Annotated in this window: 25 protein-coding genes and 1 riboswitch; of the genes, 13 read left to right on the plus strand and 12 right to left on the minus strand. The window is 75.4% G+C overall.

Going from position 1 to position 24,869, the window contains the following annotated elements; genetic code table 11:
• The 6 genes from ABD879_RS24905 to ABD879_RS24930 all read left to right on the plus strand — a co-directional run.
• A partial coding sequence (locus ABD879_RS24905; RefSeq protein WP_345024026.1) for a glucose-6-phosphate isomerase occupies nt 1–1,353 on the plus strand: 1,353 nt, incomplete at its 5' end.
• A gap of 256 nt (nt 1,354–1,609) precedes the next feature.
• Nucleotides 1,610–3,136 carry a glucose-6-phosphate dehydrogenase gene (gene zwf, locus ABD879_RS24910; protein WP_345024027.1) on the plus strand — a complete coding sequence of 509 codons (1,527 nt, stop codon included), beginning with the start codon at nt 1,610–1,612 and terminating at the stop codon, nt 3,134–3,136.
• A 3-nt stretch (nt 3,137–3,139) separates the two neighbouring features.
• Complete coding sequence (locus ABD879_RS24915; protein WP_345024028.1) at nt 3,140–4,126, plus strand: glucose-6-phosphate dehydrogenase assembly protein OpcA; 987 nt, start codon at nt 3,140–3,142, stop codon at nt 4,124–4,126.
• Nucleotides 4,123–4,905, plus strand: coding sequence for a 6-phosphogluconolactonase (gene pgl, locus ABD879_RS24920; protein WP_345024029.1), 783 nt, complete (start codon nt 4,123–4,125; stop codon nt 4,903–4,905). The genes ABD879_RS24915 and pgl overlap by 4 nt, the downstream gene beginning before the upstream one ends.
• A gap of 160 nt (nt 4,906–5,065) precedes the next feature.
• Entirely contained in the window at nt 5,066–6,208 is a 1,143-nt protein-coding gene (locus tag ABD879_RS24925; RefSeq protein ID WP_345024030.1) for a sensor histidine kinase, read from the plus strand.
• 35 nt (nt 6,209–6,243) lie between these two features.
• Complete coding sequence (locus tag ABD879_RS24930) at nt 6,244–6,915, plus strand: response regulator transcription factor (protein WP_345024031.1); 672 nt, start codon at nt 6,244–6,246, stop codon at nt 6,913–6,915.
• Between the two features lie 10 nt (nt 6,916–6,925).
• Here the strand turns inward: ABD879_RS24930 and ABD879_RS24935 are convergent, their stop codons facing one another.
• Nucleotides 6,926–7,525 carry a helix-turn-helix domain-containing protein gene (locus ABD879_RS24935; RefSeq protein ID WP_345024032.1) on the minus strand — a complete coding sequence of 200 codons (600 nt, stop codon included), beginning with the start codon at nt 7,523–7,525 and terminating at the stop codon, nt 6,926–6,928.
• A gap of 86 nt (nt 7,526–7,611) precedes the next feature.
• Between ABD879_RS24935 and ABD879_RS24940 the strand changes: the two genes are divergently transcribed.
• From ABD879_RS24940 to ABD879_RS24955, 4 genes are all read left to right on the plus strand, one after another.
• Nucleotides 7,612–8,616: an NAD(P)/FAD-dependent oxidoreductase gene (locus ABD879_RS24940; RefSeq protein WP_378272741.1), complete on the plus strand. Its 1,005-nt coding sequence runs from the start codon at nt 7,612–7,614 to the stop codon at nt 8,614–8,616.
• Nucleotides 8,613–9,830 (plus strand): Cmx/CmrA family chloramphenicol efflux MFS transporter, encoded by a 1,218-nt coding sequence (locus ABD879_RS24945; protein WP_345024034.1) that lies wholly within the window; start codon nt 8,613–8,615, stop codon nt 9,828–9,830. The genes ABD879_RS24940 and ABD879_RS24945 overlap by 4 nt, the downstream gene beginning before the upstream one ends.
• A gap of 105 nt (nt 9,831–9,935) precedes the next feature.
• Nucleotides 9,936–10,868, plus strand: coding sequence for an ABC transporter ATP-binding protein (locus ABD879_RS24950; protein ID WP_345024036.1), 933 nt, complete (start codon nt 9,936–9,938; stop codon nt 10,866–10,868).
• Nucleotides 10,865–11,644, plus strand: coding sequence for an ABC transporter permease (locus ABD879_RS24955; RefSeq protein ID WP_345024037.1), 780 nt, complete (start codon nt 10,865–10,867; stop codon nt 11,642–11,644). The genes ABD879_RS24950 and ABD879_RS24955 overlap by 4 nt, the downstream gene beginning before the upstream one ends.
• On the opposite strand, the gene ABD879_RS24960 is transcribed toward ABD879_RS24955, so the two are convergent.
• Nucleotides 11,592–11,942 (minus strand): hypothetical protein, encoded by a 351-nt coding sequence (locus tag ABD879_RS24960; RefSeq protein WP_345024038.1) that lies wholly within the window; start codon nt 11,940–11,942, stop codon nt 11,592–11,594. The two genes, ABD879_RS24955 and ABD879_RS24960, sit on opposite strands and share 53 nt — an antisense overlap.
• Nucleotides 11,943–12,017: 75 nt before the next feature.
• On the opposite strand from ABD879_RS24960, the gene ABD879_RS24965 reads away from it, so the two are divergent.
• Nucleotides 12,018–12,212: a hypothetical protein gene (locus ABD879_RS24965; RefSeq protein WP_345024039.1), complete on the plus strand. Its 195-nt coding sequence runs from the start codon at nt 12,018–12,020 to the stop codon at nt 12,210–12,212.
• Here the strand turns inward: ABD879_RS24965 and ABD879_RS24970 are convergent.
• Nucleotides 12,203–13,591: a YcaO-like family protein gene (locus tag ABD879_RS24970; RefSeq protein WP_345024040.1), complete on the minus strand. Its 1,389-nt coding sequence runs from the start codon at nt 13,589–13,591 to the stop codon at nt 12,203–12,205. The two genes, ABD879_RS24965 and ABD879_RS24970, sit on opposite strands and share 10 nt — an antisense overlap.
• Nucleotides 13,588–14,721, minus strand: a complete 1,134-nt coding sequence (locus ABD879_RS24975) for a phenylacetate--CoA ligase family protein (protein ID WP_345024041.1) — start codon at nt 14,719–14,721, stop codon at nt 13,588–13,590. Before ABD879_RS24975 ends, ABD879_RS24970 begins: the two co-directional genes overlap by 4 nt.
• A gap of 598 nt (nt 14,722–15,319) precedes the next feature.
• Here ABD879_RS24975 and ABD879_RS24980 point away from each other — a divergent pair.
• Together ABD879_RS24980 and ABD879_RS24985 are read left to right on the plus strand one after the other, a co-directional pair.
• The gene (locus ABD879_RS24980) at nt 15,320–16,399 is read left to right on the plus strand and encodes a GNAT family N-acetyltransferase (protein ID WP_345024042.1); all 1,080 of its coding nucleotides are present in this window, start codon (nt 15,320–15,322) and stop codon (nt 16,397–16,399) included.
• A 52-nt stretch (nt 16,400–16,451) separates the two neighbouring features.
• Entirely contained in the window at nt 16,452–17,282 is an 831-nt protein-coding gene (locus tag ABD879_RS24985; RefSeq protein ID WP_345024043.1) for a class I SAM-dependent methyltransferase, read from the plus strand.
• Here the strand turns inward: ABD879_RS24985 and ABD879_RS24990 are convergent.
• The 8 genes from ABD879_RS24990 to ABD879_RS25025 all read right to left on the minus strand — a co-directional run.
• The gene (locus ABD879_RS24990; RefSeq protein ID WP_345024044.1) at nt 17,249–18,520 is read right to left on the minus strand and encodes a serine hydroxymethyltransferase; all 1,272 of its coding nucleotides are present in this window, start codon (nt 18,518–18,520) and stop codon (nt 17,249–17,251) included. The two genes, ABD879_RS24985 and ABD879_RS24990, sit on opposite strands and share 34 nt — an antisense overlap.
• Before the next feature lie 61 nt (nt 18,521–18,581).
• Nucleotides 18,582–18,668: riboswitch (ZMP/ZTP riboswitch) on the minus strand.
• Nucleotides 18,669–18,717: 49 nt separating this feature from the next.
• Nucleotides 18,718–19,341, minus strand: a complete 624-nt coding sequence (locus ABD879_RS24995) for a class I SAM-dependent methyltransferase (protein WP_345024045.1) — start codon at nt 19,339–19,341, stop codon at nt 18,718–18,720.
• A gap of 134 nt (nt 19,342–19,475) precedes the next feature.
• Nucleotides 19,476–19,850 (minus strand): RNA polymerase-binding protein RbpA, encoded by a 375-nt coding sequence (locus ABD879_RS25000; RefSeq protein ID WP_345024046.1) that lies wholly within the window; start codon nt 19,848–19,850, stop codon nt 19,476–19,478.
• A 113-nt stretch (nt 19,851–19,963) separates the two neighbouring features.
• Nucleotides 19,964–20,206: a preprotein translocase subunit SecG gene (secG, locus tag ABD879_RS25005; protein ID WP_345024047.1), complete on the minus strand. Its 243-nt coding sequence runs from the start codon at nt 20,204–20,206 to the stop codon at nt 19,964–19,966.
• Nucleotides 20,207–20,386: 180 nt separating this feature from the next.
• On the minus strand, nt 20,387–21,181 hold the full coding sequence (tpiA, locus tag ABD879_RS25010) for a triose-phosphate isomerase (RefSeq protein ID WP_345024049.1): 795 nt from the start codon (nt 21,179–21,181) through the stop codon (nt 20,387–20,389).
• 4 nt (nt 21,182–21,185) lie between these two features.
• Nucleotides 21,186–22,373, minus strand: coding sequence for a phosphoglycerate kinase (locus ABD879_RS25015; protein WP_345024050.1), 1,188 nt, complete (start codon nt 22,371–22,373; stop codon nt 21,186–21,188).
• Nucleotides 22,374–22,469: 96 nt separating this feature from the next.
• Nucleotides 22,470–23,474 (minus strand): type I glyceraldehyde-3-phosphate dehydrogenase, encoded by a 1,005-nt coding sequence (gene gap / locus ABD879_RS25020; protein ID WP_345024052.1) that lies wholly within the window; start codon nt 23,472–23,474, stop codon nt 22,470–22,472.
• A gap of 252 nt (nt 23,475–23,726) precedes the next feature.
• A partial coding sequence (locus ABD879_RS25025) for an asparagine synthase-related protein (protein ID WP_345024053.1) occupies nt 23,727–24,869 on the minus strand: 1,143 nt, incomplete at its 5' end.

Raw genomic sequence — 24,869 nt, forward strand, 5'->3', positions numbered from 1 at the left:
CGCGCCGCCGATGTGATCGTCCGCCACTGGCTCGCCGGGCGCGAGCCGCCCGGGCGGCCGGCGGAGGGCGGCGGCCCGCTGACGGTGTTCGACGGCGGCGACCCGGGGCCGGTGGCGCGGCTGGCCGCCGACCGCGGGCGGCTCGGCCGCACCCTCGTCGTCGTGTGCGGGGACGACCCCGACACCGGCGCCCTGTGCGGGGCGTTCGCGGCGCTGTTCGGGGAGCTGGGGCTGTCCCCGGCCGAGACGGCGCGGCGGTTCGTGACGGTCGCGCCCGCCGGGAGCCGGTCCGCCAAGCTGGCCGCCGAGGCGGGCCACGAGGTGGTCGAGGCCCCGTCGCCCACGGTGTTCGGGGCGCTGTCGCCGTACGCGCTGGTCCCCGCGGGGCTGGCCGGGGCGGACGTGGCGGCGGTGCTGGACGCGGCGACCGCGGTGCTGCCCGCCCTGACCCGTCCGGAGAACAACCCGGGCCTGGTGCTGGGCGCGGTCCTGGGCGGCACGGCGCGCGCGGGCCGCGGCACGGTCGTGCTGGGCGGGTACTCGGCGGCCCCTCCGGAGCTGGCCGACTGGATCGCCCCCATGCTGGCCGGGGCGACGCACGGGCGGCTGCTTCCGGTCGTGCAGCACGGCGGCCTGCCGGTGCTGCCCGACGACGACCTGTTCCTGGTGACCGTGGACGGGCGGCCGCGGCAGGACGACGTCACGGTGTCCGGGCCGCTCGCCGCGCAGCTGGCGGTGTGGGAGTACGCGGCGGCCGTGGCCGGGCACCTGCTGGGCGAGGACCCGCTCGCCTCCCCCGCCGCCGACCCCGCCGCCGACCCCGCCGACGACGAGGCCGCCGCCCCGGATACCGCCGGCGAGCCGGTCTTCGTCGACGGGCACGGGGACGCGGCCGTGGCGGCGCACACCGCCGACCCCGACCTGGCCGCCTGCGCCGACCTGCCCGCCCTGCTGGACGCGCTGGCCTGGCGGGTCACCGACGACGGGCATCTGGCGATCGTCGCCTTCCTCGACCCCGACCGCCGGCACGGGCAGGGCGCGCAGGTCAGGCGGCTGGCCGGGCTGCTGGCCGCGCGCACCTCCCGGCCCGTGACGGTGACCTGGGGCCGCCGGCTCCCGGCGACCGGGAATGATCGCCGCGAGCGGGGCGTCTACCTGATGCTGACCGGAAACGCCGCACGGGACGTGCCGGTCGCCGGACGGCCTCGCGGGCTGGGCGCCGCGCAGTCGGCGCGGGCACTGGCCGCGGCACGGGCGGCGCGCCGCGGCGGCCGCCCGGTGGTCCGGTTGCATCTGCAGGACCGCCGGTCGGGCCTGGCCCGGCTGCTCGAACTCGCCCGGGGAGGGGCATGAGCTCGTCCTGGCCGAGCACAGGTACACCGAGCACAGGTACACCGAGCACAGGTGCACCTTGCGCAGGTGATCGAGCGCACGGACCGGGAGCGCACGTACCACGACACGCAAGCCGACATCCGACCCAAGATGCGACCGAACACGACGGCCCGCGTACGGGGGGAACCCGGGGAACGCGCGCGGCCACGGGAGATAGCAGGATGAATCAGTGGGCAGGAACGGTCCACGGCACGACGCGGGAAGAGAGGGCCGCCACGTGACCATCGCACACAACCCGCTCCGGGACCCGCGGGACAAGCGGCTCCCCCGGGTGGCCGGGCCCTGTGTCCTGGTTCTGTTCGGAGTCACCGGAGACCTGTCGCGCAAGAAGCTGCTGCCCGCCATCTACGACCTGGCCAACCGGGGGCTGCTTCCGCCGGGCTTCTCGCTGGTGGGCTTCGCCCGCCGGGCCTGGGAGCACGAGGACTTCCGGCAGATCGCCTACGACTCGGTCAAGCAGTACGCCCGCACCCCCTTCCGGGAGGACGTCTGGCGGCACCTGGCCGAGGGCATCCACTTCGTGCCCGGCGAGTTCAGCGACCCGGGCGCGTTCGAGGCGCTGGCGATGGCGCTCAAGGAGCTGGACCAGACCCGCGGCACCGGCGGCAACTACGCCTTCTACCTGTCCATCCCGCCGAAGTTCTTCCCCCAGGTGGTCGAGCAGCTGCAGGCCGCCGGGCTGGCGGAGCGGTCGGCGGGGTCGTGGCGGCGGGTGGTCATCGAAAAGCCCTTCGGCCACGACCTGGCCAGCGCGATCGAGCTCAACGACACCGTGCACCGCGTCTTCCCCGAGGAGTCGATCTTCCGGATCGACCACTACCTCGGCAAGGAGACCGTGCAGAACATCCTGGCGCTGCGGTTCGCCAACGAGATGTTCGAGCCGATCTGGAACCGGTCGTACGTCGACCACGTGCAGATCACGATGGCCGAGGACATCGGCATCGGCGGCCGGGCCGGGTACTACGACGGCATCGGCGCCGCCCGCGACGTCATCCAGAACCACCTGCTGCAGCTGCTGGCGCTGACCGCGATGGAGCCGCCCACCTCCTTCAGCGCCGAGGCGGTGCGGGCCGAGAAGGCCAAGGTGCTGTCGGCGGTGCGCATCCCCGGCGACCTGGCGCTGGCCACCGCCCGCGGCCAGTACGCCGCCGGCTGGCAGGGCGGCGTGAAGGTGCGCGGCTACCTGGAGGAGGAGGGCATCCCCGCCGACTCGCGCACCGAGACCTACGCCGCGGTCAAGCTGGAGATCGGCAACCGGCGCTGGGCCGGCGTGCCGTTCTACCTGCGCACCGGCAAGCGGCTCAGCCGCCGGGTCACCGAGGTCGCGGTGCTGTTCCAGCGCGCGCCGCACCTGCCGTTCTCCGAGACCGACACCGAGGAGCTGGGGCAGAACGCCCTGGTCATCCGGGTGCAGCCGGACGAGGGCATCACGGTGCGGTTCGGCTCCAAGGTGCCGGGCTCCTCGATGGAGGTGCGGGACGTGAACATGGACTTCGCCTACGGCGAGTCGTTCACCGAGTCCTCCCCCGAGGCCTACGAGCGGCTGCTGCTGGACGTGCTGATCGGCGACCCGCCGCTGTTCCCGCGGCAGGAGGAGGTCGAGCTGTCCTGGCGGATCCTGGACCCGGTGGTGGAGTACTGGGCCGGCCAGCCCACGATCGACCAGTACAAGTCCGGCGGGTACGGGCCCGACAGCGCCGACGAGCTGATGGCGCGCGACGGGCGCGCATGGAGGCGACTCTAAGAGATGAACATCGATCTGGCCGACACCACCACGCGCCGCATCCAGGACGCGCTGACGCAGGCCCGGCACCTGATGGGCGGTCCGGCGGTCGGCATGGTGCTCACCCTGATCATCGTGACCGACGAGTCGGCGCAGTACGACGCCGTGCGCGCGGCGACCGAGGCGTCCCGCGAGCACCCCTGCCGGGTGCTGACGGTGATCTCCCGGGACGCGCGCGGCAGCTCGTCCCGGCTGGACGCCGAGATCCGCATGGGCGAGACCGGCCCCGGCGAGACCGTGCTGCTGCGCATGTACGGCCCGCTGGCCGAGCACGCCGACTCGGTGGTCACCCCGCTGCTGATGCCGGACACCCCGGTCGTGACGTGGTGGCCGGGCGGCCGGGTGCCCGAGGCGCCCAGCCGCGACCCGCTGGGCCGGCTCGCGCAGCGCCGCGTCACCGACTCCTACGCCGCCCGCGACCGGCTCGGCACGCTGGCGCGGCTGGCCGAAAGGTACTCCCCCGGCGACACCGACTTCGCCTGGACGCGGCTGACGTCCTGGCGGTCGCTGCTGGCGGCCGCGCTGGACCAGGACCACGACGAGATCACCGCCGGGGAGGTGACGGCCGAGCCGGACAGCCCCAGCGCCGAGCTGCTGGCCGCCTGGCTGTCGGTGCGGCTGGGCGTGCCGGTGTCGCGGAGCACCTCGGACGGCCCGGGCATCACCGGGGTCCGGCTGGCCACCGGCCGGGGCGACATCGAGATCTGCCGCCCCGACGGGCGGGTGGCCACGCTGCGGCGCCCCGGGCAGCCCGACCGGCAGGTGGCCCTGCTGCGCCGCCCGATGCCCGAGCTGCTGGCCGAGGAGCTGCGGCGCCTCGACCCCGACGAGGTGTACCGGGAGGCGGCGGTGCGGTTCGCCAAGGACCTGGCCGCCGGCAAGGGGCGCGCGGAATCCGCCGCGGCGCAGGCCCCGGCCCCGGCGCAGACGCCGGACCCGGAGGCGACATGAGCACCCCGGGCGTGCTGGTCCACCGCGACCAGGAGCTGCTGGCCCGGGCGGTGGCGGCCCGCCTGGTGACCCGGCTGGTGGACGTGCAGGCCGCGCGCGGCTCGGCGTCGATCGTGCTGACCGGCGGCGGGGTGGGCACCGCGGTGCTGGCCGAGCTGGCCGCCAGCCGCGCCCGCGACGCCATCGACTGGCGGGCGCTGGACATCTGGTGGGGGGACGAGCGGTTCCTGCCGTCCGGCGACCCCGAGCGCAACGAGACCGGGGCCCGCAAGGCGCTGCTGGACCACGTGGACGTGGACCCGGCGCGGGTGCGGCCGATGCCGTCCACCGACGGCCCGGACGGCGCCGATCCCGAGGCGGCCGCCGACCGGTACGCGGCCGAACTGCGCGCCGCGGCCCGGCCCGAGGACCACGGGCCGGTGCCGTCGTTCGACGTGCTGATGCTGGGGCTCGGGCCGGACGCGCACGTGGCCTCGCTGTTCCCGGAGATGCCCGCCCTGTACGAGGAGGAGCGGACGGTCGTGGCGGTGCGGGGCGCGCCCAAGCCGCCGCCGACCCGCATCTCGCTGACCTTCCCCGCCATCCGGGCGGCCCGCGAGGTGTGGGTGATCGCGGCGGGCGAGGCCAAGGCCCCGGCGGTGCGGCTGGCCCTGTCGGAGGCGGGTCCGATCCAGGTGCCCGGCGCGGGCGCCCGGGGACGGCGGCGCACGCTGTTCCTGCTCGACCGGGCCGCCGCGGCCCAGCTGCCGCCCGGCATGGAGCGCCTCAGCTCGCCGTAACGGCGGCCGTCGTCAACGGCGCCGGGTCTTCTCCCGCGGAAGGCCCGGCGCCGTCGTGTCCCCGCCGGCGGCGGACGGGCCGGCCGGATAGACCAAAGTCGATGCCGGCGTCGACCGGCGGACATGGGCGGCCCGCCGACCGGTGGGTAGGTTGGGTCGGGTGGTGCTGCGCCGATCCACCCGCGAATGGCTCTACGACGTCGCCGTCACGGCCGCCGCGGCCCTGCTGGGCTTCCTGCTGGTGCTGGGCGCCCGCTCCGACCCCGACGCCTACCCCGTGTCCACCGAGCTCGCGTTCGGCGGTGCGGCGCTGGCGCTGCTGTTGCTGCTGCGCCGCCGCTGGCCGCTGCCGCTCTGGGCGTTGTTCATGGTGGGGCAGCTGTTCTCCACGGCCGTGCTGGGGCCGCTCGGGCTGATGCTGTTCACCGTCGCGGTGCACCGGTTCTGGTGGGTCGCGGTCACCGTCGCCGGGGCGGAGGCGACGTTCATCACGCTGGCGTTCACGGCCTCGACCTGGCGGTCCGAGCGGGAGTACTGGGAGACGCTGGCGGTGTTCCTGCTGGGCATCGCCGTGCTGGTGGCGGCCGGAATGCTCGTGCGGTCCCGCCGCCAGCTGATCGAGTCGTGGAAGGAGCGGGCCCTGCAGGCCGAAATGCAGCACCAGATGCGCGTGGAGGAGGCCCGGCACCTGGAGCGCGAGCGGATCGCCCGGGAGATGCACGACGTGCTGGCGCACCGGATCTCGCTGCTGGCGGTGCACGCGGGGGCGCTGGAGTTCGGGGAGGGCGCCACCGAGCGGCAGCGGGAGGCGGCCGGGGTGATCCGCCGCTGCGCCTACGAGGCGATGGAGGACCTGCGGGAGGTGATCGGCGTGCTGCGCGACGACGGCGCCGACGCCGAACAGCCGCAGCCGACGCTGACCGACGTCCCGGCCCTGGTCGAGGAGTCGCGCCGCGCCGGGACGCCCATCACCTTCGACGACCGCGTCCCCGACCCCGGGTCCGTCCCCACGAGCGTGGGGCGGCACGCGTTCCGGGTCGTGCAGGAGGGCCTCACCAACGCGCGCAAGCACGCCCCCGGGTGCCGCGTGCGGGTGCGGCTGGCCGCCGCCGAGTCGGGCCTGGCCATCGAGATCGTCAACCCGCTGCCGGCGGGCCGGGCCGCCGGCGCGCTGCCCGGCGCGGGGGCCGGGCTGATCGGGCTGCGCGAGCGCGCCGAGCTGGTCGGCGGGCGCCTGGAGCACGGCCGCACCCCCGAAGACGACTTCGTCCTGCGGGCCTGGCTCCCGCTGCCGTCGCGGTGACCGCCGCACGCGCGGCGACCCGTAAGGTGATCGGCGTGACTGCCCCCATACGCGTGCTGATCGTGGACGACGACGCGCTGGTCCGGGCGGGCCTGTCCATGATGCTGTCCGGCGCCGAGGACATCGCGGTCGTGGCGGACGTGGCCGACGGCAGCGAGGTGATCCCCGCGGTCAACGAGCACCGCCCCGACGTGGTGCTCATGGACATCCGGATGCCGCGGCTGGACGGGCTGGCGGCGACCGAGCGGCTGCGCGCCCGCCGCGACCCGCCCGAGGTCATCATCCTGACCACGTTCGACACCGACGACCACATCCTGCGGGCGATGCGCGCGGGCGCCAGCGGCTTCCTGCTCAAGCACACCCCGCCGCCGGACATCGTCCGGGCGATCCGGCAGGTGGCGGCCGGGGAGCCGATGCTGTCGCCGGCGGTGCTGCGCCGGATGATGGCCTACGTCGCCGAGGCCGCCGGGGTGGATCCGCGGCAGGCCCGGGCGCGGGCGCTGCTGGACCGGCTCAGCGACGGCGAGCGGGCGGTGGCGCTGCTGGTCGGGCAGGGCAAGACCAACGGCGAGATCGGCCGGGAGCTGTCGCTGAGCGTGGCGACGGTCAAGGCGTACGTGTCGCGGCTGCTGACCAAGCTGGACCTCAACAACCGCGTGCAAATCGCCCTGCTGGTGCACGACGCCGGCCTGGCCGACCCGTCCTAGCGGCGCCGCGTCAGGGCGCGCCGGCCCGCCGGGAGCGGGGTCCGGCGCGGACGTGCACGCGCTCGCCCTGGCGGCCGAACAGGTTGAGCACCTCCACGGGCGAGTCGCCGGCGGCGCCGAACCAGTGCGGCAGGCGGGTGTCGAACTCGGCCGCCTCGCCCGGCCCCATGATCAGGTCGTGGTCGGCCACGACGAGCCGAAGGCGCCCGGACAGGACGTACAGCCACTCGTAGCCCTCGTGCGTGCACGGTTCGGGCCGGTTCTGCTCGGCCGGGATGATCGACTTCCAGGCCTGCAGCGGGCCCGGGTGGACGGTCAGGGGGATCACCGTGCGGCCGTTGCGGACGCGGGGCCGGATGCGGACCCGCGGGTCGCCGACCTCCGGCGCCCCGACCAGTTCGTCCAGCGGCACCCGGTGGGCCTGGGCGATGGGCAGCAGCAGTTCCAGGCTCGGGCGGCGCTGGCCGGACTCCAGTCGCGACAGCGTGCTCTTGGAGATGCCGGTGGCCTCGGCCAGCGCGGCCAGGGTCATCCCGCGCCGGGTGCGGATGCGTTTGAGGCGGGGGCCGACCTGGGCGAGCGTGGCGGAGATCGGGTCGTGGTCGTCCATGCCGCCATTCCACCTCCCGCGTCCCGGAAACGGCAACAGAAGTTGCCGGTCCGCCACCGGGGGACGCACCCTCGGGCCCGGAGGTGATCGCAGTGAACGAAACCGCGAACGAGGCGGCCGACGAGATCCGCGACGTGGTGGTCGTCGGCGCCGGAGCGGCCGGCCTGAACGCCGCCCTGGTCCTGGGCCGTGCCCGCCGCCGGGTGACCGTGATCGACGCCGGTGACCCCCGCAACGCGCCCGCCGCGCACATGCACGGCTTCCTGTCCCGCGACGGCCTGCCCCCCGCGACGCTGCTCGACCTCGGCCGCGCCGAGGTCGCCCGGTACGGCGTCCGGCTCGTCCGGGGGCGGGTGGAGGCCGTCGACCGCGGCTTCCGCGTCCGCCTGGCGGGCGGACCGGTGATCGGGGCCCGCCGCGTCCTGGTCGCGACCGGGCTGCGCGACGAGCTGCCCGACATTCCGGGCGTGCGCGAACGCTGGGGCAGGGACCTGCTGCACTGCCCCTACTGCCACGGCTACGAGGTCCGCGACCGGCCCCTGGCCGTCCTCGGCACCGGCCCCGCGGCGGTGCACCAGGCCCTGCTGCTGCGCCAGTGGAGCGACGACGTCGTCTTCTTCCCGCACACCCTGGAGCCGACCGCGGCGGACCGGGAACGGCTGCAGGCGCGCGGCCTGCGCATGGTCGAGGGCGAGATCGAGCATCTGGTCGTCGAGGACGACCGGCTGCGCGGCATCGCGCTCGCCGACGGCCGGGTGGTCCCCCGGGCCGCCGCGTTCCTCGTCCCCCGCATGGTTCCCCGCGACGAGCTGCTGGCCGGGCTGGGCTGCGCCAGGGACGGCGACGGCCGGATCGCCGCCGACCGCACCGGCCGCACCAGCGTCCCCGGCGTCTGGGCCGCCGGCAACGTCGTCGACCCGCGCGCGCAGGTCGTCACCGCCGCCGGCATGGGGGCCGCCGCCGCGTTCGCCCTCAACGCCGACCTGCTGGACGAGGACGTCGACAACGCCGTCCGGCGGCATCGGGCCGCGGCCGCCGCCGCGGGGACGGCCGACGCGCCCGGCGCGCCGCGGGACGGTGCGGGCCGGTGACCGTCGAAACCGCACGGCGCACGGCACCGGTGTCCCGCGGGAGGCTGCCGCTCGGTGTCCATCTGCTGTCGTTCAGCCTGTTCGCGATGGGCAGCGCGGAGTTCCTGCTCGCCGGGGTGCTGCCGGCGATCGCCGCGGACCTGGACGTCTCGCTGGCCTCCGCCGGCGCCCTGATCTCCGCGTTCGCCGCCGGTGTCGTCGTCGGCGGTCCTCCCCTGGCCGTGCTGACCCTGCGGTGGCCGCGGCGCACCGCGCTGACGGCGGCCCAGGCCCTGTTCGCCGCCTCCGTGGCGACCGGCCTGCTCACCGACGACCACCCGGTGCTGCTGGCGACCCGCTTCCTGTGCGGCCTGGCCTACGCGGGGTTCTGGGCGGTCGCGGCGGTCACCGCGGTCGGCCTCGTCCCGCCGGACCGCACCGCACGCGCCTCCGGGGTCGTCGTCAGCGGGCTCAGCCTCGCGATGATCGCCGGCGGCCCGGCGGGCGCGCTGCTCGGCCACTTCACCGGATGGCGGGGCGGGTTCTGGGGCGTGGTCGCCCTCACCGCCGCCGGAGCGGTGCTGACCGTCCTGGGGGTGCCCGCGACGAGGGCGAACGCCGAACCCAGCGTGCGCGCCGAGCTGCGCGCGATGCGGCGGCCCCGGCTGTGGGTGGTGTACGCCGTCACCGTGCTCAGCACCGCCGCCTACATGATCACGTTCAACTACCTCGCCGCGTTCCTGACCGACCTCACCGGCGTCCCCGAGGTCTGGATCCCCGCGGTCCTCATGCTGTTCGGCGTCGGCGCCTTCGCCGGCCTGTCCATCGGGGGCAGGATCGCCGACGGGCGGCCCTTCCACGCCCTGCTGGCCGGGACGGTCGGGACGGCGGTCTGCTCGGTCCTGCTCGCGCTCCTCGCCCGGCACGCGGCGGCCGTCGTCCCCCTCGTCCTGCTGCTGGGGATCGCCGGATTCGTGCTCAACCCGGCCATCTACCGGCGGGTGTTCGCCATCGCGGCGCAGGCGCCGACGCTCGCCGGGGCCACCGCCGTCTCGGCGTTCCAGCTCGGCATCAGCCTCGTTCCGGCGCTCGCCGGCGCCGCCCTCGACGCCGGCGCGGGCCTGGTCTCGGTCGGCTGGATCGGCGCGGGCCTGGCGGCGGCCGCCGCGCTGGTCGTGGTCGCCGACCGGACGGCCGACCGGCGGCGGCCGCAGGGGGAGGCGCCGCCGGCCTGACCGGCGGGGCGCCGCCGAGGTCGCGGAAGGGCGCCGACTTCGGTCGCGCCCTCGTCGACCTTCGGCCGACGCGGCGCCCCGTCCGCGCCGGGCAGCCTGGGCCGCATGATCGAAGTCGAGGGTCTGACCAAGCGGTACGGGGACGTGACCGCGGTCGCGGACGTGTCGTTCACGTGCGCGCCGGGCACCGTCACCGGGTTCCTCGGCCCCAACGGGGCCGGCAAGTCCACCACCATGCGCATGATCTGCGGGCTGACGCCGCCGACGGAGGGGTCGGCGACCGTCAAGGGCGTCCCGTACCGGCGCATCGCCAACCCCGGGCGGCACGTGGGCGTGCTGCTGGACGCCGGCGCGCAGCACGCGGGCCGCACCGGCCGCGAGACGCTGCGGCTCACCGCGCAGATCCTGGGCGTGGACCCGGCGCGGGCGGACCGGATGCTGGAGGTGGTCGGGCTGCCGGCCAAGGCGGCGCGGCGCCGGGTGGGCGGCTACTCGCTGGGCATGCGCCAGCGGCTGGGCATCGCGCAGGCGCTGATGGGCGACCCGAGCGTGCTGATCCTGGACGAGCCGGCCAACGGCCTGGACCCCGAGGGCATCTACTGGATGCGCACGCTGCTGCGCGACTTCGCCGGGCGCGGCGGCACCGTCCTGCTGTCGTCGCACCTGCTGCGGGAGGTCGAGGCGGTGGCCGACCGGTTCGTGGTGATCGCCGGCGGGCGGATCGCGGCGCAGGGCGCCAAGGAGGAGCTGCTGTCGCGGCACGGCGGCACCCGGGTCCGCGGGGAGGACCCGGGTGCCCTGGGCGCGGCGCTGACCGGCGCGGGCCTGGCGTTCCGGACCGCCGGCGACGGCGCGTTCCTGGTGGACGCCGACGCCGGCGCGGTGGGCCGGGCCGCCGCCCGCGCCGGCGTCGTGCTGCTGGAGCTCCGCCAGGCCGACGGAGGCGGGCTGGAGGAGCTGTTCCTGTCGCTCACCGCCGCGGCGGCGCCGTCCGCCCCGGCGGGCGCGACCGGGAAGGCCGAGGAGGCCGTCCGATGAGCACCGCCACCGCCCGGCCCGCCGTGGAGAGCGAGCCTCCCCGCCCGTCCCTGGGCCGGCTGACGCTGGTCGAGCTGCGCAAGATGACCGACACCCGGTCGGGCCGCTGGCTGCTGATCCTCATCGCGCTGACGGCCGCGGCGATGACGCCGGTGATGCTGTTCGCCGCGCCCGAGGAGGAGCGGACGCTGGCCGGGTTCTTCTCCGCGGCGCTGACGGGGGTGTCGCTGCTGCTGCCGGTGCTGGGCATCCTGTCGGTGACCCAGGAGTGGTCGCAGCGCACCACGCTGACCACGTTCGCGCTGGTCCCCGGGCGGCACCGGGTGGTGTCGGCCAAGCTGGCGGCCGGGTCGCTGCTCGGCGCGGTGTTCGTCGCGACCGCGCTGGCCGTGGCGGCGGTCGGCCGCGGCCTGGCCGAGGTCCTGGGCCGGTCGGACGGGGCGTGGACGATCGCGCCGTCGCGGGTGGCCACGACGGCGCTGTTCGCGGTCATCGCGGTGTTCTCCGGGGTGGCGTTCGGGATGCTGTTCATGAACTCGCCGCTGGCGATCGTGCTGTACTTCGCGCTGCCGACCGCATGGTCGGTGCTCACCGAGACGGTCGACGCGCTCGACAAGGCGGCGGGCTGGCTGGACACCAACCGCACCCTCGACCCCCTCCTGGAGGAGGGGGTCACCTGGGAGGAGTGGGCGCGGGCCGGAACATCGCTGGTGGTGTGGCTGCTCATCCCTCTGCTCGCGGGCCTGGTCCGGCTGATGCGGCGCGAGGTGAAGTAGGGGCCTCGGCGCCGGGGGGCCTGCGCGCCGCCGGCGGCACGTCGCGCAGCAGCAGGGCGGCCGCCAGGCCCGCCAGCGCCGGGACGAGCGCCGTCGCGAACAGCACCGTGTACGCGTGCGCGAACGCCCCGGCGACGCCGGCGCGCACCGGTGCGGACAGGCCGTCCGGGAATTCGGGGCGGGTCAGGTCGTCGAAGGCGGGCACGGACCCGGCCGGGACGTACCGCCCGGCCTCGGCGGCGAACCGCGCCGACAGGACGCCCCCGAACACCGCCATCCCCGCCGCGGTGCCGGCCATCCGGGCCGCGAACACCGCCGAACTCGCCGCGCCCAGGTCGCGCGGATCGTCGCCGAGGCCGTCCGCACCGGGTACGTGCGGCGCGTCGCCTCGCAGCGCGACGGGCGCCGCATCCGGCTGGAGCCGACCGAGGCCGGACGCCGGGTCGTCGACGCGGCCCGCCGGACCCGGCGCAGGTACTTCGACCAGGCCATGCGGGACTGGACCGACGAGGAGCGGCGGCAGTTCGCCGCTCTGCTCACCCGGTTCGTCGAAGGCGATCAGACCTGACCGCGGCGCCCGCGCGGCCCCCGCTCAGGCCCCGCCAGGCCCGCCGGGGCGGGCGGCTCGGCGAAGGGGGCCGGGGCCGCGCGCAGCCCGGCGCGGCGCGCCGCGCTCGTGCGGGCCCAGCCGACCAGCCGCGCCGCCGCGTGGGCGGACTCGACCGGCTGCAGCCGCGGATGCAGGATGCGCACGACCTCCAGGTCCCGTCCGCGCAGCAGGCGCAGGCGGACGGCGCCGCCCAGCCCCTCCACCGGCAGGTCGGGCACGTGCGCGCCCTCGTCCGGCCGGGCCGGGCGGCCGTTCCCCGGGACGGGCCCGCGCCGCAGCCCCTGTCCCGGCACGGACGCGCCCCCGGCGGCGGGCACCGCCTGCGTCATCCGACGCGGGAACAGCACGTCCAGTTCACCGATGCGCTCGGGGTCGCTGTAGTAGTCGCCGTGGTCGCCGAAGGCGCGGACGGGCTGCACGTGCCGGAAGCGGGCGCCGCGCCGCAGCCAGGGGTACATGCGGCCCCGCAGGGCCTCCTCGAGCGCGTGCCGCAGGCCGTCCTCGGAGTCCTCGTCGCAGGCGCTGCCGATGGCGTACAGCGGCGAGCGGCGGTGCCGCGTCAGCGCCACCCACAGCGGCACGCCCAGCCGGGTGGCGCCGGTGAAGAACTCGGTGCGCCATCCGGCCGCCTCGTCGGCCGCCCGGTCGCCGCGCCACCAGGCCGGCTCGCGGGCCGGGCGCAGCGGGGAGCCGGTGAACCAGGCCAGGCGCAGGGCGTCCCGCTCGTACAGCTCGCGCACCGCGTGCGCGGTGGCCACCGCCCGGCCGCGGCCGGCCGCGGTGCCGTCGGTGGTCGGCTCGCACCACTGCGGCACGCCGGGCGAGCGGCCCGGCCGCGCCGTGCACAGCGCCACCGGCAGGTACACCGGACGGCCGGTGACCAGGTCGTCGGCCAGCGTCCAGTCGACCGGGGCGTCCGGGTCGTAGCGCGGGAACGGCCAGGCCGCCGGGTCCAGCGGCTCGCCCAGGTAGGACCGCACGTCGAACACGTCGAGGCCGCCGACGGCGCGCAGCTCGTTCTCGCTGACCTTCTCGGCGGCCCGCGGCGGATCGTAGGCGCACAGCGCGATCCGCTCCACCAGCTCGCCGGTGAACCGCTCGACCACCGCGGCCGCGTCGCCCCCGCACACCGCGGCCTCGATCGGCCGCCAGCCGCGGACGGTCAGCTCGGCCATGACCAGATGGCGGCCCAGCAGCATGTCCGGCGCCTGGTAGCAGCGCACGGCCACCCCGGCGCGCAGCAGGTCGGCGCGCCGTTCCAGGGCCGCGGCGACCCGGTCGGACAGGTCCGCGGCCGACCCCGGGGCGGTGAACACCGAGACGCGCAGGGTGTTCACGCGTCCCGCCCGTCGATCGAGGTGACCGGACGTTGGACGGGGGCATCGGGTTCGGACATCAGGGCTCCTGTAGGCGGCGTAGTGATCGGGACGCGGTCGGCCCACGCGGCCAGGGGATGGCGTTCGGCCGCCGACAGCCACAGCCCGCCGTCGGGCAGCCGGTCGCGCAGCTCGTCCGGGACGTGCCGCAGGTGGCGCACGACACCGCGCGGCCCGGCGTCGACCGTGAGCCGGGCGGTGACCGAGTCGGGCGCGGCGGCGCGGCCGAGCAGCAGCAGCCGGGGGGTGACGCGGCCGCACGCGCAGGGCCCGCCGGTCTCCAGCAGGACGCCGACGTCGCCGACGACGCAGCGCACGAACGGCATCGCGGTGTTCAGCAGGTCGGTGAGGACCAGCAGGCCGGCGGTGCCGGTCGGCACCGGGCGCCGGGTCGCCGGATGCAGCACCTCGACGTGCACGGCGTCGGCGTTGACGTGCATCGCCGGGCAGTCGGGGTAGCGGACGGCGACCGGCGCCGCCATCTCCGCCACGGCGTACAGCTCGGCGGGGGCCTCCGGCGGGCCGCCGTGGTCGATGCCCAGCAGGGCGCGCGTCGGCCGGGGCAGGTCCCACGACGAGGCGAGCGCCACCTCGGTGCCCGCCCGGGCGGCCGCCGCGGCCAGCTCCGCGCACACCGACGGGGTGCCGACGAGCAGGTCGCCCAGCCGCCCGCCCGCCGCCAGCAGCACCTCGGCCTCGCGCAGCCCCAGCCGCCGGCGCCGGACCCGCGGGTCGTAGAGGCCGGGCCCCGAGGCGGGCGGCTCGCGCCACGGCACGACGACGGTGCAGGTGAACGACGGCGGCAGGCCGAGGGCGTCGAACAGGCGGCGGTCGATGGCGGCGCGTTCGGCCGCGGCCGCGCGCGGGTGCGCGATGACGGCGGCGTCCGCAGCGTCGGGACGCCTGCGGCCGCGGCCGAGAAGGGGGACCTCGCTCAATGCCGCCCACGGGGAATGGCCGGCGGTGTCCTCGGCGCCCTGCCGCATGATGCCGGCGCTTTTCCGGTACGCGCGCGTACCCGCGGCCGCCGAAAGGACCGAGCGCAGCCGCCGCTCCCGCACTTTGCGCAGCAGTTCCGCGTCGCGTTCCACCGCCGCGGCGCGCCGTATTCGGCTTTCGGTTCCGGTGTCCGATCCGGCGTCGCCTCCGGCGCCGGAACCGCGCCGCGGCCGGACCTGCGGCCGGCCGCCGGTTCTCACGCCGACCCGTTTCCGTGCGCGTCCGCGCGCCTGCGGCCGGTCCGGCCGCCGGGCTCGGCGGGGTGCGCGGTCCGGGCGTGCGCCGTCGCCTCCATCCAGGTCATCTGCGGCCATCCCTGATACCGGTGCACTCCATGTCGCAGAGATTGTCTTGTTCTGACAGCACCAGTCAACAGGCAATGGAGAACGAGTGTGAAATCGCCCGGAGACCGAAACAAAATATCGACGCATCCCAATGCCGCCACCTGCCGCATCGGCTTCGCCCCCCATGATCCAAATCCCGGCGGCGAATTGCGGAGTCGACCGGGGCTTTGCCGGCGGGCCCGCGGCGGCGGCCGGCGCCCGCCCGGCGGCCGGGGGCCGGACCGGCGCCCCGGGCCGGACGAACCCCGACGAAACCGGCAGCTCACCCCGGCGTAGCGGCCGCGTAACAGGCGTCGGCCACCCTGGGGGGGCGCCCCGCTCCCCGACCGCGGAAGGGATCGTTCCAATGCCGCTGCTGCGCATCCGCACCGAGATCGAGGACAGGCCCGGCCGCCTGGCCCTGCTGACCGCCGCGCTGGCCCGCCACGGCGCCAACATCCTCGGTCTGTCGGTGCAGGTGGACACCCGCGGCGTGGTGGACGAGTTCGTGGTCAGCGTCCCCGGCGGGGCGGACGCCGCACCGCAGCGGGCGCTGGCCGAGGCGCTCGGCGCGGCGGGCGGGGCGCGCACCACGGTGGTCCCCGCGCGCCCGCACGAGCTGGTGGACGAGCCGACCCGGGCGCTGGCGCTGGCGGCGCAGCTGCGCGCCGAGCCGCGGGCGCTGCCGGAGGTGCTGGCCGACCTGCTGCGCGCCCACGAGGCGTCCTGGAGTACCGCGCCCGCCGACGACGACGGGGCGCCCGACGTGCTGACCGTGCCGATCGGCGAGCACCGCGCCGTGCGGCTGCGCCGGTTCGGCCTGCCGTTCACCGCCACCGAGGCGGCCCGCGCGGACGCGCTGGTGCGGGCGGCGCTGCCCGCGCCGTCCCCGCAGCCGGCGTCCCGCACCGTGGCGCTGCGCGACGGGACGCGGGTGGTCGTGCGGCCCATCCGGCCCGGGGACGCCGACGCCGTCCGCGAGCTGCACGAGCGCTGCTCGGTGGAGTCGCGCCGCATGCGCTACTTCAGCGCCAAGCCCGCCCCTCCCCCGCGGGCGATCGAGTCGTTCGGCGACCCCGCGCACGGCCTGACGCTGGTCGCCGAGGGGCCCGACGGGTCGCTGCTGGCGCTGGCGCACCTGATCCACGTGCTGGACCCGGGCGTGGCCGAGCTGGCGTTCCTGGTGGAGGACGCCTGGCAGGGCCGCGGCCTCGGCCGGGCGCTGACCGAACTGCTGGTCGTGCTGGGCCGCGAACGCGGGCTGGTGGAGCTGCGGGCGACGACGCTGACCGAGAACCGGCGCACGCTGCGGCTGCTGGCCTCGCTGGGCGGCCGGGTCCGGCGCACCGGCGAACCCGGCGTCGCCGAGGTGCGGCTGCGCCTGGACGGCCGCGGCACCGCCCCGTCCGCCCCCGCGGGCGGCTCGCTCGCCCGCCAGAGGGCGTAGCGGCCGCCCGGCCCCGCCGTCGCGCCGCCCCGGCCCCCGCCGGGCTGGCAGGATGGCGCGGGTGAGCGGCATCTACGACGAACCACGGGTGTACGAGCTGGCGTGCGGGTTCCGGGACGTGCCCGCCGAGGTGGACGCGCTGCTGGCCTGGTGCGCGCGGCACCGCCGCGGCGGGCCGGTCCGCACCGTGCTGGAGCTGGCCGCCGGACCCGCCGAGCACGCCCGCGAGTTCGCCCGGCGCGGCATCGCGGCCACCGCCCTGGACATCAACCCGGCGATGTGCGCCTACGCCGAGCGGGCCGCCGAGCGCCAGGGGGTCGGCCTGCGCGTCGTGCGGGACGACATGACCTCCTTCGCGCTCGGCCGCCGGTTCGACCTGGTGGTGACCATGCTGGACTCCACGTCCCACCTGATGACGCTGGACGCGTTCACCGCCCACCTGGACCGGGCCGCCGCCCACCTGGCCGACGGCGGCCTGTACATCGTGGAGATGTCGCACCCCCGCGACCGGCTGTCCGACGAGCCGAGCGTCAGCACCGGGTGGACGGTGGAACGCGGCGGCGTGCACGTCACGGTGCGGTGGGGCGAGCCCACCGACCGCCTCGACCCGGTCACCCAGATCTCCGACGACCACGTCACGGTCACCGTCACCGAGGGCGCCGCGACCCGGGTGGTCCGCGACGTGGTGCCGTACCGGTTCTGGTCGGCGACCGAGGTGGAGGCCGCCGTGCGCCTGTCCGGGGCGCTGCGCGTCGTGGCCCGCTACGGCGACTTCGGCGACGTGCCCGTCACCGATCCGGAGGCGTGGCGGATGATCCTGGTGCTCGCCCGCGCCGTCCCGGACGCCGGTCAGGGGGCGGGCGCCCAGCCCGGCATCGGGTAGGCGGCCATGAGTTCGCGGACCTCCCCGGCGACGCGGTCCAGCGCCGTGTCGTCCTGCTTGGCCGCGGCCTGGACGACCTCGTCGATCCAGGCGGCGATCCGCGGCATCTCGCCCTCGGTGAGGCCGCGCGTGGTGATCGCCGCGGTGCCCAGCCGCAGCCCGGACGGGTCGAACGGCTTGCGCGGGTCGAACGGCACGGTGTTGTAGTTCAGCTCGATGCCCGCCCGGTCCAGGGCCTGCGCGGCGGGCTTGCCGGGCACGCCCCGGCCGGTCAGGTCGATCAGGATCAGGTGGTTGTCGGTGCCGCCGGACACCAGGTCGAAGCCGCGCTCGGCGAGCGCGGCGGCCAGGGCCCGGGCGTTGGCGACGACCTGATGCGCGTAGTCGGCGAAGTCCGGCCGGGCCGCCTCCTCCAGCGCCACCGCGATGGCCGCGGTGGTGTGGTTGTGCGGCCCGCCCTGCAGGCCGGGGAAGACGGCCTTGTCGACGGCCTTGGCGTGCTCCTCCGTCGTCATGATCATGGCGCCGCGCGGGCCGCGCAGCGTCTTGTGCGTGGTGGTGGAGATCACGTCGGCGTGGCCGACCGGCGACGGGTGCGCGCCGCCCGCGATCAGCCCCGCGATGTGGGCGATGTCGGCGGCCAGCACCGCGCCGACCTCCCGGGCGATCTCGGCGAACGCCGCGAAGTCGATGGTGCGCGGGATGGCGGTGCCGCCGCACCAGATCAGCTTGGGCCGTTCGCGGCGGGCCAGGTCGCGGACCTCGTCCAGGTCGATGCGGCCGGTGTCGGCGCGCACCCCGTAGCGGACGGGCCGGAACCACTTGCCGGTCGCCGACACCGACCAGCCGTGCGTGAGGTGGCCGCCCATCGGCAGCGACATGCCCATGACGGTGTCGCCGGGCTCCAGGAACGCCATGTAGACGGCGAGGTTGGCGGGCGACCCCGAGTACGGCTGCACGTTGGCGTGCTCGACGCCGAAGACGCGCTTGGCCCGCTCGACGGCCAGCAGCTCGATCGGGTCGATGTACTGCTGGCCCTCGTAGTAGCGGCGGCCCGTGTAGCCCTCGGAGTACTTGTTGGTCAGGACGCTGCCCGTGGCCTCCAGGACGGCGGGCGACACGTAGTTCTCCGAGGCGATCAGCCGGACCTTCTCGTACTGGCGGCGCGCCTCGGCCTCCACGAGGTCCGCGACGGCCGGATCCTGGTCCCGCAGTCGGGCGATGGCCGGATCGTGCATGACATCCTCCGCGCTGTTCCAACGCCGGAGGCGCGGTGCGGGCACCCCCGGCCGACGGGGGCCCGTACACCCAGGCGCGCGGTGTGCGGACTACGTACGCTCCCCGGTGGTCGACTCCACCTTGACTGCGCCAGTCGCGTGCGTCCCATCCTAGACGGCGACGTCCCCGCCGCTCACGGCGCCGCGGGCCGCCGGGGTCACGCCGGCGGCAGGGCGGTGCCGATGACGCGGGGGGCGACCACCGACCACCGGGCCTCGCGCGGGAACACCAGCCTGCGGCAGCTCTCGATGCGGTATCCGGCGCGCCGCAGCTCCGCCACCGTGTCGCGGTTGGCGTGGCAGCCGCCCATCAGCCGCGACCACACCGGGTCGACGAGGTCCTGGCGGCGCCCCCAGCCGCCGTCGGCGCGCACGTGCTCGTAGAAGCGCAGCCGCCCGCCCGGCCGCAGCACCCGGCGGAACTCCGCCAGCGCGGCGGCGGGGACGGACACCGAGCACAGCACCCCGGACACCACGACCGCGTCGGCGCCGGCGTCGCCGAGCGGGATGTGCTCGGCGGTGCCGTCGGTCACCCGGACCTCGACCGGCGCCGAGCGCGCCGCCTCGGCCGCCTTCCCCCGCAGGTACGGCTGCGGTTCGACGGCGAGCACCTCGGTGACGCCCCGGGGGTAGTGCCGGAAGTTCAGCCCGTTGCCGGGCCCCACCTCCACGACCCGGCCGGTCAGCCCGGCCAGCAGCTCGCGGCGCAGCTCGGCGTGGCCGCGCGCCTCGGCCCGTCCCGCCACCAGATCGAAGAACCGGGCGAAGATCGCATTGCTCATGGCCCCGATCGTCGCGCAAAGGCCGTCCCCGCGGAACCCTCCGGTCCCCGGGCGGGCGCGGGCATGCGAACGGCCCGGCGCCCCTCCTTCGGGGACCCGGGCCGTGGGACGTCACGGGGGCGCGGACCGTGCGGTCAGCTGCGTCCCGCGGACTCCATGGCGGCCTTGACGGCGGCCCGCTTCTCGCGGAGCTTGGCGAGGGCCTCCTCCAGGATCGCCTCGCCGTCGGCGTCGCTGCGCCGCTCCTTCACGTAGGCCAGGTGCGTCTTGTACGGCTCGGTCTTCGGCGGGGCCGGGGGGTTGTCGCGGTCCTGCCCCGCGGGGAACCCGCAGCGGGGGCAGTCCCACGTGTCGGGAATGGCGACGTCCGTCGCGAAGCTGGGGCGCACCTCGTGCCGGTTGGCGCAGTAGAAGCTGACCCAGACGCGGGGGGCCGCCTCCCCGCGCTCGGCCTCTCCCATCGGACCGGCCCCAACCCGGCTGCCCCGAATCGCGTTGCCACTACCCACGGACTAACTCCTCGCTTGATTCTGCCGCTCGCTGGAATGCCGCCGCGTGCCGCGCCCTCCGGGACGGGCGCGGCACGGTGGCGCGACGGCCGGTGTCTCGGGTCCGGGCCCGCTCAGCCGACGCCCTTGCTCTTGAACAGCAGCCCGAGCACGACGATCGAGGCGAACCAGATCACCCCGACGCCGATGGTCAGCCGGTCGAGATTGCGCTCGACCACCGACGAGCCGCCCAGCGACGAGCTGATACCGCCGCCGAACATGTCGGACAGGCCCCCGCCCTTGCCCTTGTGCATCAGGACGAGGATCACCATCAGCACGCTGGTGATGGCGAGCACGACGGACGTTGCGATGATCACGTTTCAGCGCCTTCTCTGGCCGCCCCGCCGCACGGGGCGTGTTCTCGAACGGTTACACGGACAGGACATGGTACGAGCCGAGCGGTTTACCCGTCACGTACGAAGGGTACGACGGATTACCGGCTGGTTCGGCGAGAATCCGCATGTCGTTGCCGAATCGATCCGCAATCGAGGCGGTTCTCAGGCGGGCAGGTCCCGGTACCGGCAGATTTTGACGAACTCGCCGGCGTCCAGGCTGGCGCCGCCCACCAGCGCGCCGTCCACGTCCCGCTCCTTCATGAGCTTGGCGACGTTGCCGCTCTTGACCGAGCCGCCGTACAGCACGCGCACCTGGTCGGCCACGTCGCCGTCGTACAGCTCGGCGAGGCGGCCGCGGATCGCGCCGCACACCTCCTGCGCGTCCTGCGGGGTGGCGACCTCGCCGGTGCCGATCGCCCACACCGGCTCGTAGGCGATGACGACCGACCGGGCCTGCTCGGCGGGGATCTTCTCCAGCGCGCCGTCCACCTGGGCGAGCGTGTACGCCACGTGCTCGCCCGCCTTGCGCACCTCCAGCCCCTCCCCGACGCACACGATCGGGGTGACCTGGTTGGCGAAGGCGGCCTTGACCTTGGCGTTCACCAGCGCGTCGTCCTCGTTGTGGTACTGGCGGCGCTCGGAGTGCCCCACGACGACGTAGGAGCAGCCGAGGGCGGCCAGCATGGCGCCGGAGATCTCGCCGGTGTAGGCGCCGGAGGCGTGCGGCGAGACGTCCTGCGCGCCGTAGCGCAGCCCCAGCTTGTCCATCTCGACGCTGCTCTGCACCGAGCGCAGCGCGGTGAACGGCGGCAGCACCACCACCTCGACGGCCTCGTAGTCGGGCTCCTTGAGGGTGAAGCCGAGCTGCTGCACCAGCTTGATGGCCTCGAGGTGGGTGTTGTTCATCTTCCAGTTGCCGGCCATCAGCGGCTTGCGGGAAGAGGTCGCGGGCGCCATCGGGTCAGTCCTCCAGAGCGTTGAGGCCGGGCAGCGTCTTGCCCTCCAGGTATTCCAGGCTGGCGCCGCCGCCGGTCGAGATGTGCGAGAAGGCGCTCTCGTCGAAGCCGAGCCCGCGCACGGCCGCGGCCGAGTCGCCGCCGCCGACGACGGTGAACGCGCCGGAGTCGATCAGCCCCTGGGCGACGGCGCGGGTGCCGTGCGAGTACGGCTCCATCTCGAACACGCCCATCGGGCCGTTCCAGAAGACCGTGCCCGCGCCCGCCAGCTTGGCGGCGAACAGCTTGCCCGACGCGGGGCCGATGTCCAGGCCGAGCCGGTCGGCGGGGATGCCTCCGGCGGGCACCACCGAGTGCTCGGCGTCGGCGGCGAACGCGGTGGCGGCCACCACGTCCACCGGCAGCACGATCTCCACGCCGGACTCCTCGGCGCGGCGCAGGTACTCGCGGACGGTGTCGAGCTGGTCGTGCTCCAGCAGGCTCTTGCCGACCTCGTGGCCCTGGGCGGCCAGGAAGGTGAACACCATGCCGCCGCCGACGAGGATCCGGTCGGCCTTGCCGAGCAGGTTGTCGATGACGCCGAGCTTGTCGGAGACCTTGGAGCCGCCCAGCACCACCACGTACGGGCGGGCGACGTCCTCGGTGAGCCGTTTGAGCACGTCGACCTCGGCGGCGATGAGCCCCCCGGCGGCGTGCGGCAGCCGCTGCGGCACGTCGTAGACGCTGGCGTGCTTGCGGTGCACGGCGCCGAACCCGTCGCCGACGTACAGCTCGGCGAGGGCGGCGAGCCGGTCGGCGAACGCGCCGCGCTCGGCGTCGTCCTTGCTGGTCTCGCCGGGCTCGAAGCGCAGGTTCTCCAGCAGCGCCACCTCGCCGTCGGCCAGGCCCTCGGCGATGGCGCGGGCCGAGTCGCCGACGACGTCGGAGGCGAACCGCACGTCGGTGCCGAGCAGCTCGCCGAGCCTGGCGGCGACGGGGGCGAGGGAGAACTCGGGCTTCACCTCGCCCTTGGGGCGGCCCAGGTGGGCGCAGACGACGACCCGGGCGCCCCGGTCGCGCAGCGCCTCGATGGTCGGCACGCTCGCCCGGATCCGCCCGTCGTCGGTTATCTTCCCGTCGGCCAGCGGCACGTTCAGGTCCGAGCGGACGAGCACCCGCCGCCCGGCGACATCGAGATCGTCAATGGTGCGCATCGCAGTGGATGTCCTTTTCACAGGCGTCCGCCGCGCGCCCGGTGCCCTGACGGCCGCCGGGCGCGCGGCGGGAGGCGCGGTCGTGGGACGGGGCGGTCAGAGCTGCCCGCCGACCAGCTTGACCAGGTCGACCAGCCGGTTGGAGTAGCCCCACTCGTTGTCGTACCAGCCGACGACCTTGATCTGGTCGTCGATCGCCTTGGTCAGCCCGGCGTCGAAGATGCAGGACGCGGGGTCGGTGACGATGTCGGCGGACACGATCGGGTCCTCGGTGTAGGTCAGCACGCCGCGCAGCGGGCCCTCGGCGGCGGCCTTGAGCGCCGCGTTGACCTCCTCGACCGTGGCCTCGCGGGCCAGCTTGACGGTCAGGTCGGTGGCCGAGCCGGTGGGGATCGGCACGCGCAGCGCGTATCCGTCCAGCTTGCCCTTCAGCTCCGGCAGCACCAGGCCGATGGCCTTGGCGGCGCCGGTGGAGGTCGGGACGATGTTGAGCGCGGCGGCGCGGGCGCGGCGCAGGTCCTTGTGCGGGCCGTCCTGCAGGTTCTGGTCCTGCGTGTAGGCGTGGATGGTGGTCATCAGGCCGCGCTCGATGCCGAAGGTGTCGTGCAGGACCTTGGCCATCGGCGCCAGGCAGTTGGTGGTGCAGGACGCGTTGGAGATGATGGTGTGGTTGGCGGGGTCGTAGTCGCCGTCGTTGACGCCCATCACGATGGTGACGTCCTCGTTCTTGGCGGGCGCCGAGATGATGACCTTCTTGGCGCCGTTGTCGGCGTGCACCTTGGCCTTGGTGGCGTCGGTGAACAGGCCGGTGGACTCGACCACCACGTCGGCGCCGAGGTCGCCCCACTTGAGGTTGTTCGGGTCGCGCTCGGCGAACGCCTTGATGGTGCGGCCGCCGACGGCGATCTCGTCCGCGGTGGCCTTCACCTCCTCGCCGAGCCGGCCGAGGATGCTGTCGTACTTCAGCAGGTGGGCGAGGGTGGCGTTGTCGGTCAGGTCGTTCACCGCCACGACCTCGATGTCGGCCCCGCTCGCCAGCACGGCGCGGAAGAAGTTGCGGCCGATCCGGCCGAACCCGTTGATGCCTACTCGGATGGTCACGGAACCGCTCTCCTCGTACCTCGTGGACGCGCCCGGGCGTCGGTCCGGGCCGCTGATCTTCCTGGGTCCGGGGTGCTCTCCCCCACCTGCCGACCCTATCGAATGGGGGGGCCGCGGCCCGACACCGGCGGGCGTGAAACAAAGGTGGCCGCGCCTCCCCCGCCCGGGTGACGCGCCCGCCGGCACGGGCGCGGTGACATGCGCAAAGTGCTACCGGACGGTAGGGAGGGCGCGGCCGGGGTGCGGGGCGGGTCAGGTCCGGATGGGGACCTCGACATCGGGCAGGTCGGCCGGTTCGGGCTCGCGCCAGGCGCCGGACAGCAGCACCGCCAGGGTGAGCAGGTTCCAGCTCTGCCCCGGGCGGCGCGGCGGCACCTCGGCCAGGCGCCGTTCGACCGCGGCGCGGTCCAGGATCGAGAACAGCTCCGGCGGCCCGTCCAGGATGCGCTCGCGGAAGATGTCGGCCAGTTCCGGCCCGTAGGACTTGCGCCAGTTGAACCCGGCGGCGCCCGTGCCGGGCGGGGTGGCGCGGCGCCGCCAGGCGGGCCACTCGCGCAGCGACCGCGGCCGGCCGCGTTCGAACCGCCAGCGCCTGCCCTCGAACGGCACGTCCCGCAGCTGCGGGGCGAACGCCTCCATCACCAGCGCCACCGGCTCCTCGCTCAGCCGCCACTCCACCGGCAGCGCCAGCGCCGCCCGCACCACCCGGTCGTCCAGGAACGGGTGGTAGTAGGCCCAGTTCATCAGCGTCGCGGTGTGCGAGCCCGCCAGCCAGCGCCCGGTCTTGTAGAACATGTGCAGCTTGTCGAGCACGTCCAGGCCGTCACGCTGGTAACGGTCGCACCACTCGTCGTAGTAGCGGCGGGCGTAGGCGTTGGCGTCGGCGCTGAGGAACTCCTCCTGCGCCAGGAAGATCGTCTTGAGCCGGGCGCGGACGCCCTCGGGGCTCAGGTCGCGCTGGTCGGTGAGGAAGCCGCCGCGCAGCCGCTCCCCGCCCGAGCCGGAGGTGCGCGGCTCGGGGTCGAAGGGCGCCCACCCGTTGACGCCCTCGTAGGCGGAGTTCATGCCCTCGCACATGCGTACGAGCGCGTGGGCGCGGCGCAGCGGGTGCCGCACGACGACCGCGCCGGACCGCTGCCTGTCGACCGTCACCTCGCATTCGGCGCCCAGCGCGGCGGCGACCCGCTGCGCCAGCACCACGTCGGGGCTGTCGGCCAGGCCGTGGGCGGCGCCGTAGAAGGGCACCCCGGCGGCGTGGCAGGCGGCGGCGATCAGGCGGCTGTCGCGGCCGCCCGACAGCGCGATCCGCACCGGCCGGTCGTGCCGCCGGAACGGCCGAACGGCGGCCAGCAGCTCCTCGGCCAGCGGCCGGACGCGCTCGCGGGCCTCGCGGCG

Source organism: Actinomadura keratinilytica (assembly GCF_039539665.1).
GTDB classification, from domain to species: domain Bacteria; phylum Actinomycetota; class Actinomycetes; order Streptosporangiales; family Streptosporangiaceae; genus Spirillospora; species Spirillospora keratinilytica.

Bases quoted from the DNA above. Each gene is read 5' to 3' on its own strand.
- ABD879_RS24955 (WP_345024037.1), top strand. From the start codon at position 10,865: ATGAGCACCGCCACCGCCCGGCCCGCCGTGGAGAGCGAGCCTCCCCGC.
- tpiA (WP_345024049.1), bottom strand. From the start codon at position 21,181: ATGGCGCCCGCGACCTCTTCCCGCAAGCCGCTGATGGCCGGCAACTGG.
- ABD879_RS24950 (WP_345024036.1), top strand. From the start codon at position 9,936: ATGATCGAAGTCGAGGGTCTGACCAAGCGGTACGGGGACGTGACCGCG.
- ABD879_RS24985 (WP_345024043.1), top strand. From the start codon at position 16,452: ATGGCGCGGGTGAGCGGCATCTACGACGAACCACGGGTGTACGAGCTG.
- pgl (WP_345024029.1), top strand. From the start codon at position 4,123: ATGAGCACCCCGGGCGTGCTGGTCCACCGCGACCAGGAGCTGCTGGCC.
- ABD879_RS25015 (WP_345024050.1), bottom strand. From the start codon at position 22,373: ATGCGCACCATTGACGATCTCGATGTCGCCGGGCGGCGGGTGCTCGTC.
- ABD879_RS24990 (WP_345024044.1), bottom strand. From the start codon at position 18,520: ATGCACGATCCGGCCATCGCCCGACTGCGGGACCAGGATCCGGCCGTC.
- ABD879_RS24960 (WP_345024038.1), bottom strand. From the start codon at position 11,942: ATGGCCGGCACCGCGGCGGGGATGGCGGTGTTCGGGGGCGTCCTGTCG.
- ABD879_RS24915 (WP_345024028.1), top strand. From the start codon at position 3,140: ATGAACATCGATCTGGCCGACACCACCACGCGCCGCATCCAGGACGCG.
- ABD879_RS24935 (WP_345024032.1), bottom strand. From the start codon at position 7,525: ATGGACGACCACGACCCGATCTCCGCCACGCTCGCCCAGGTCGGCCCC.
- ABD879_RS24995 (WP_345024045.1), bottom strand. From the start codon at position 19,341: ATGAGCAATGCGATCTTCGCCCGGTTCTTCGATCTGGTGGCGGGACGG.
- ABD879_RS24980 (WP_345024042.1), top strand. From the start codon at position 15,320: ATGCCGCTGCTGCGCATCCGCACCGAGATCGAGGACAGGCCCGGCCGC.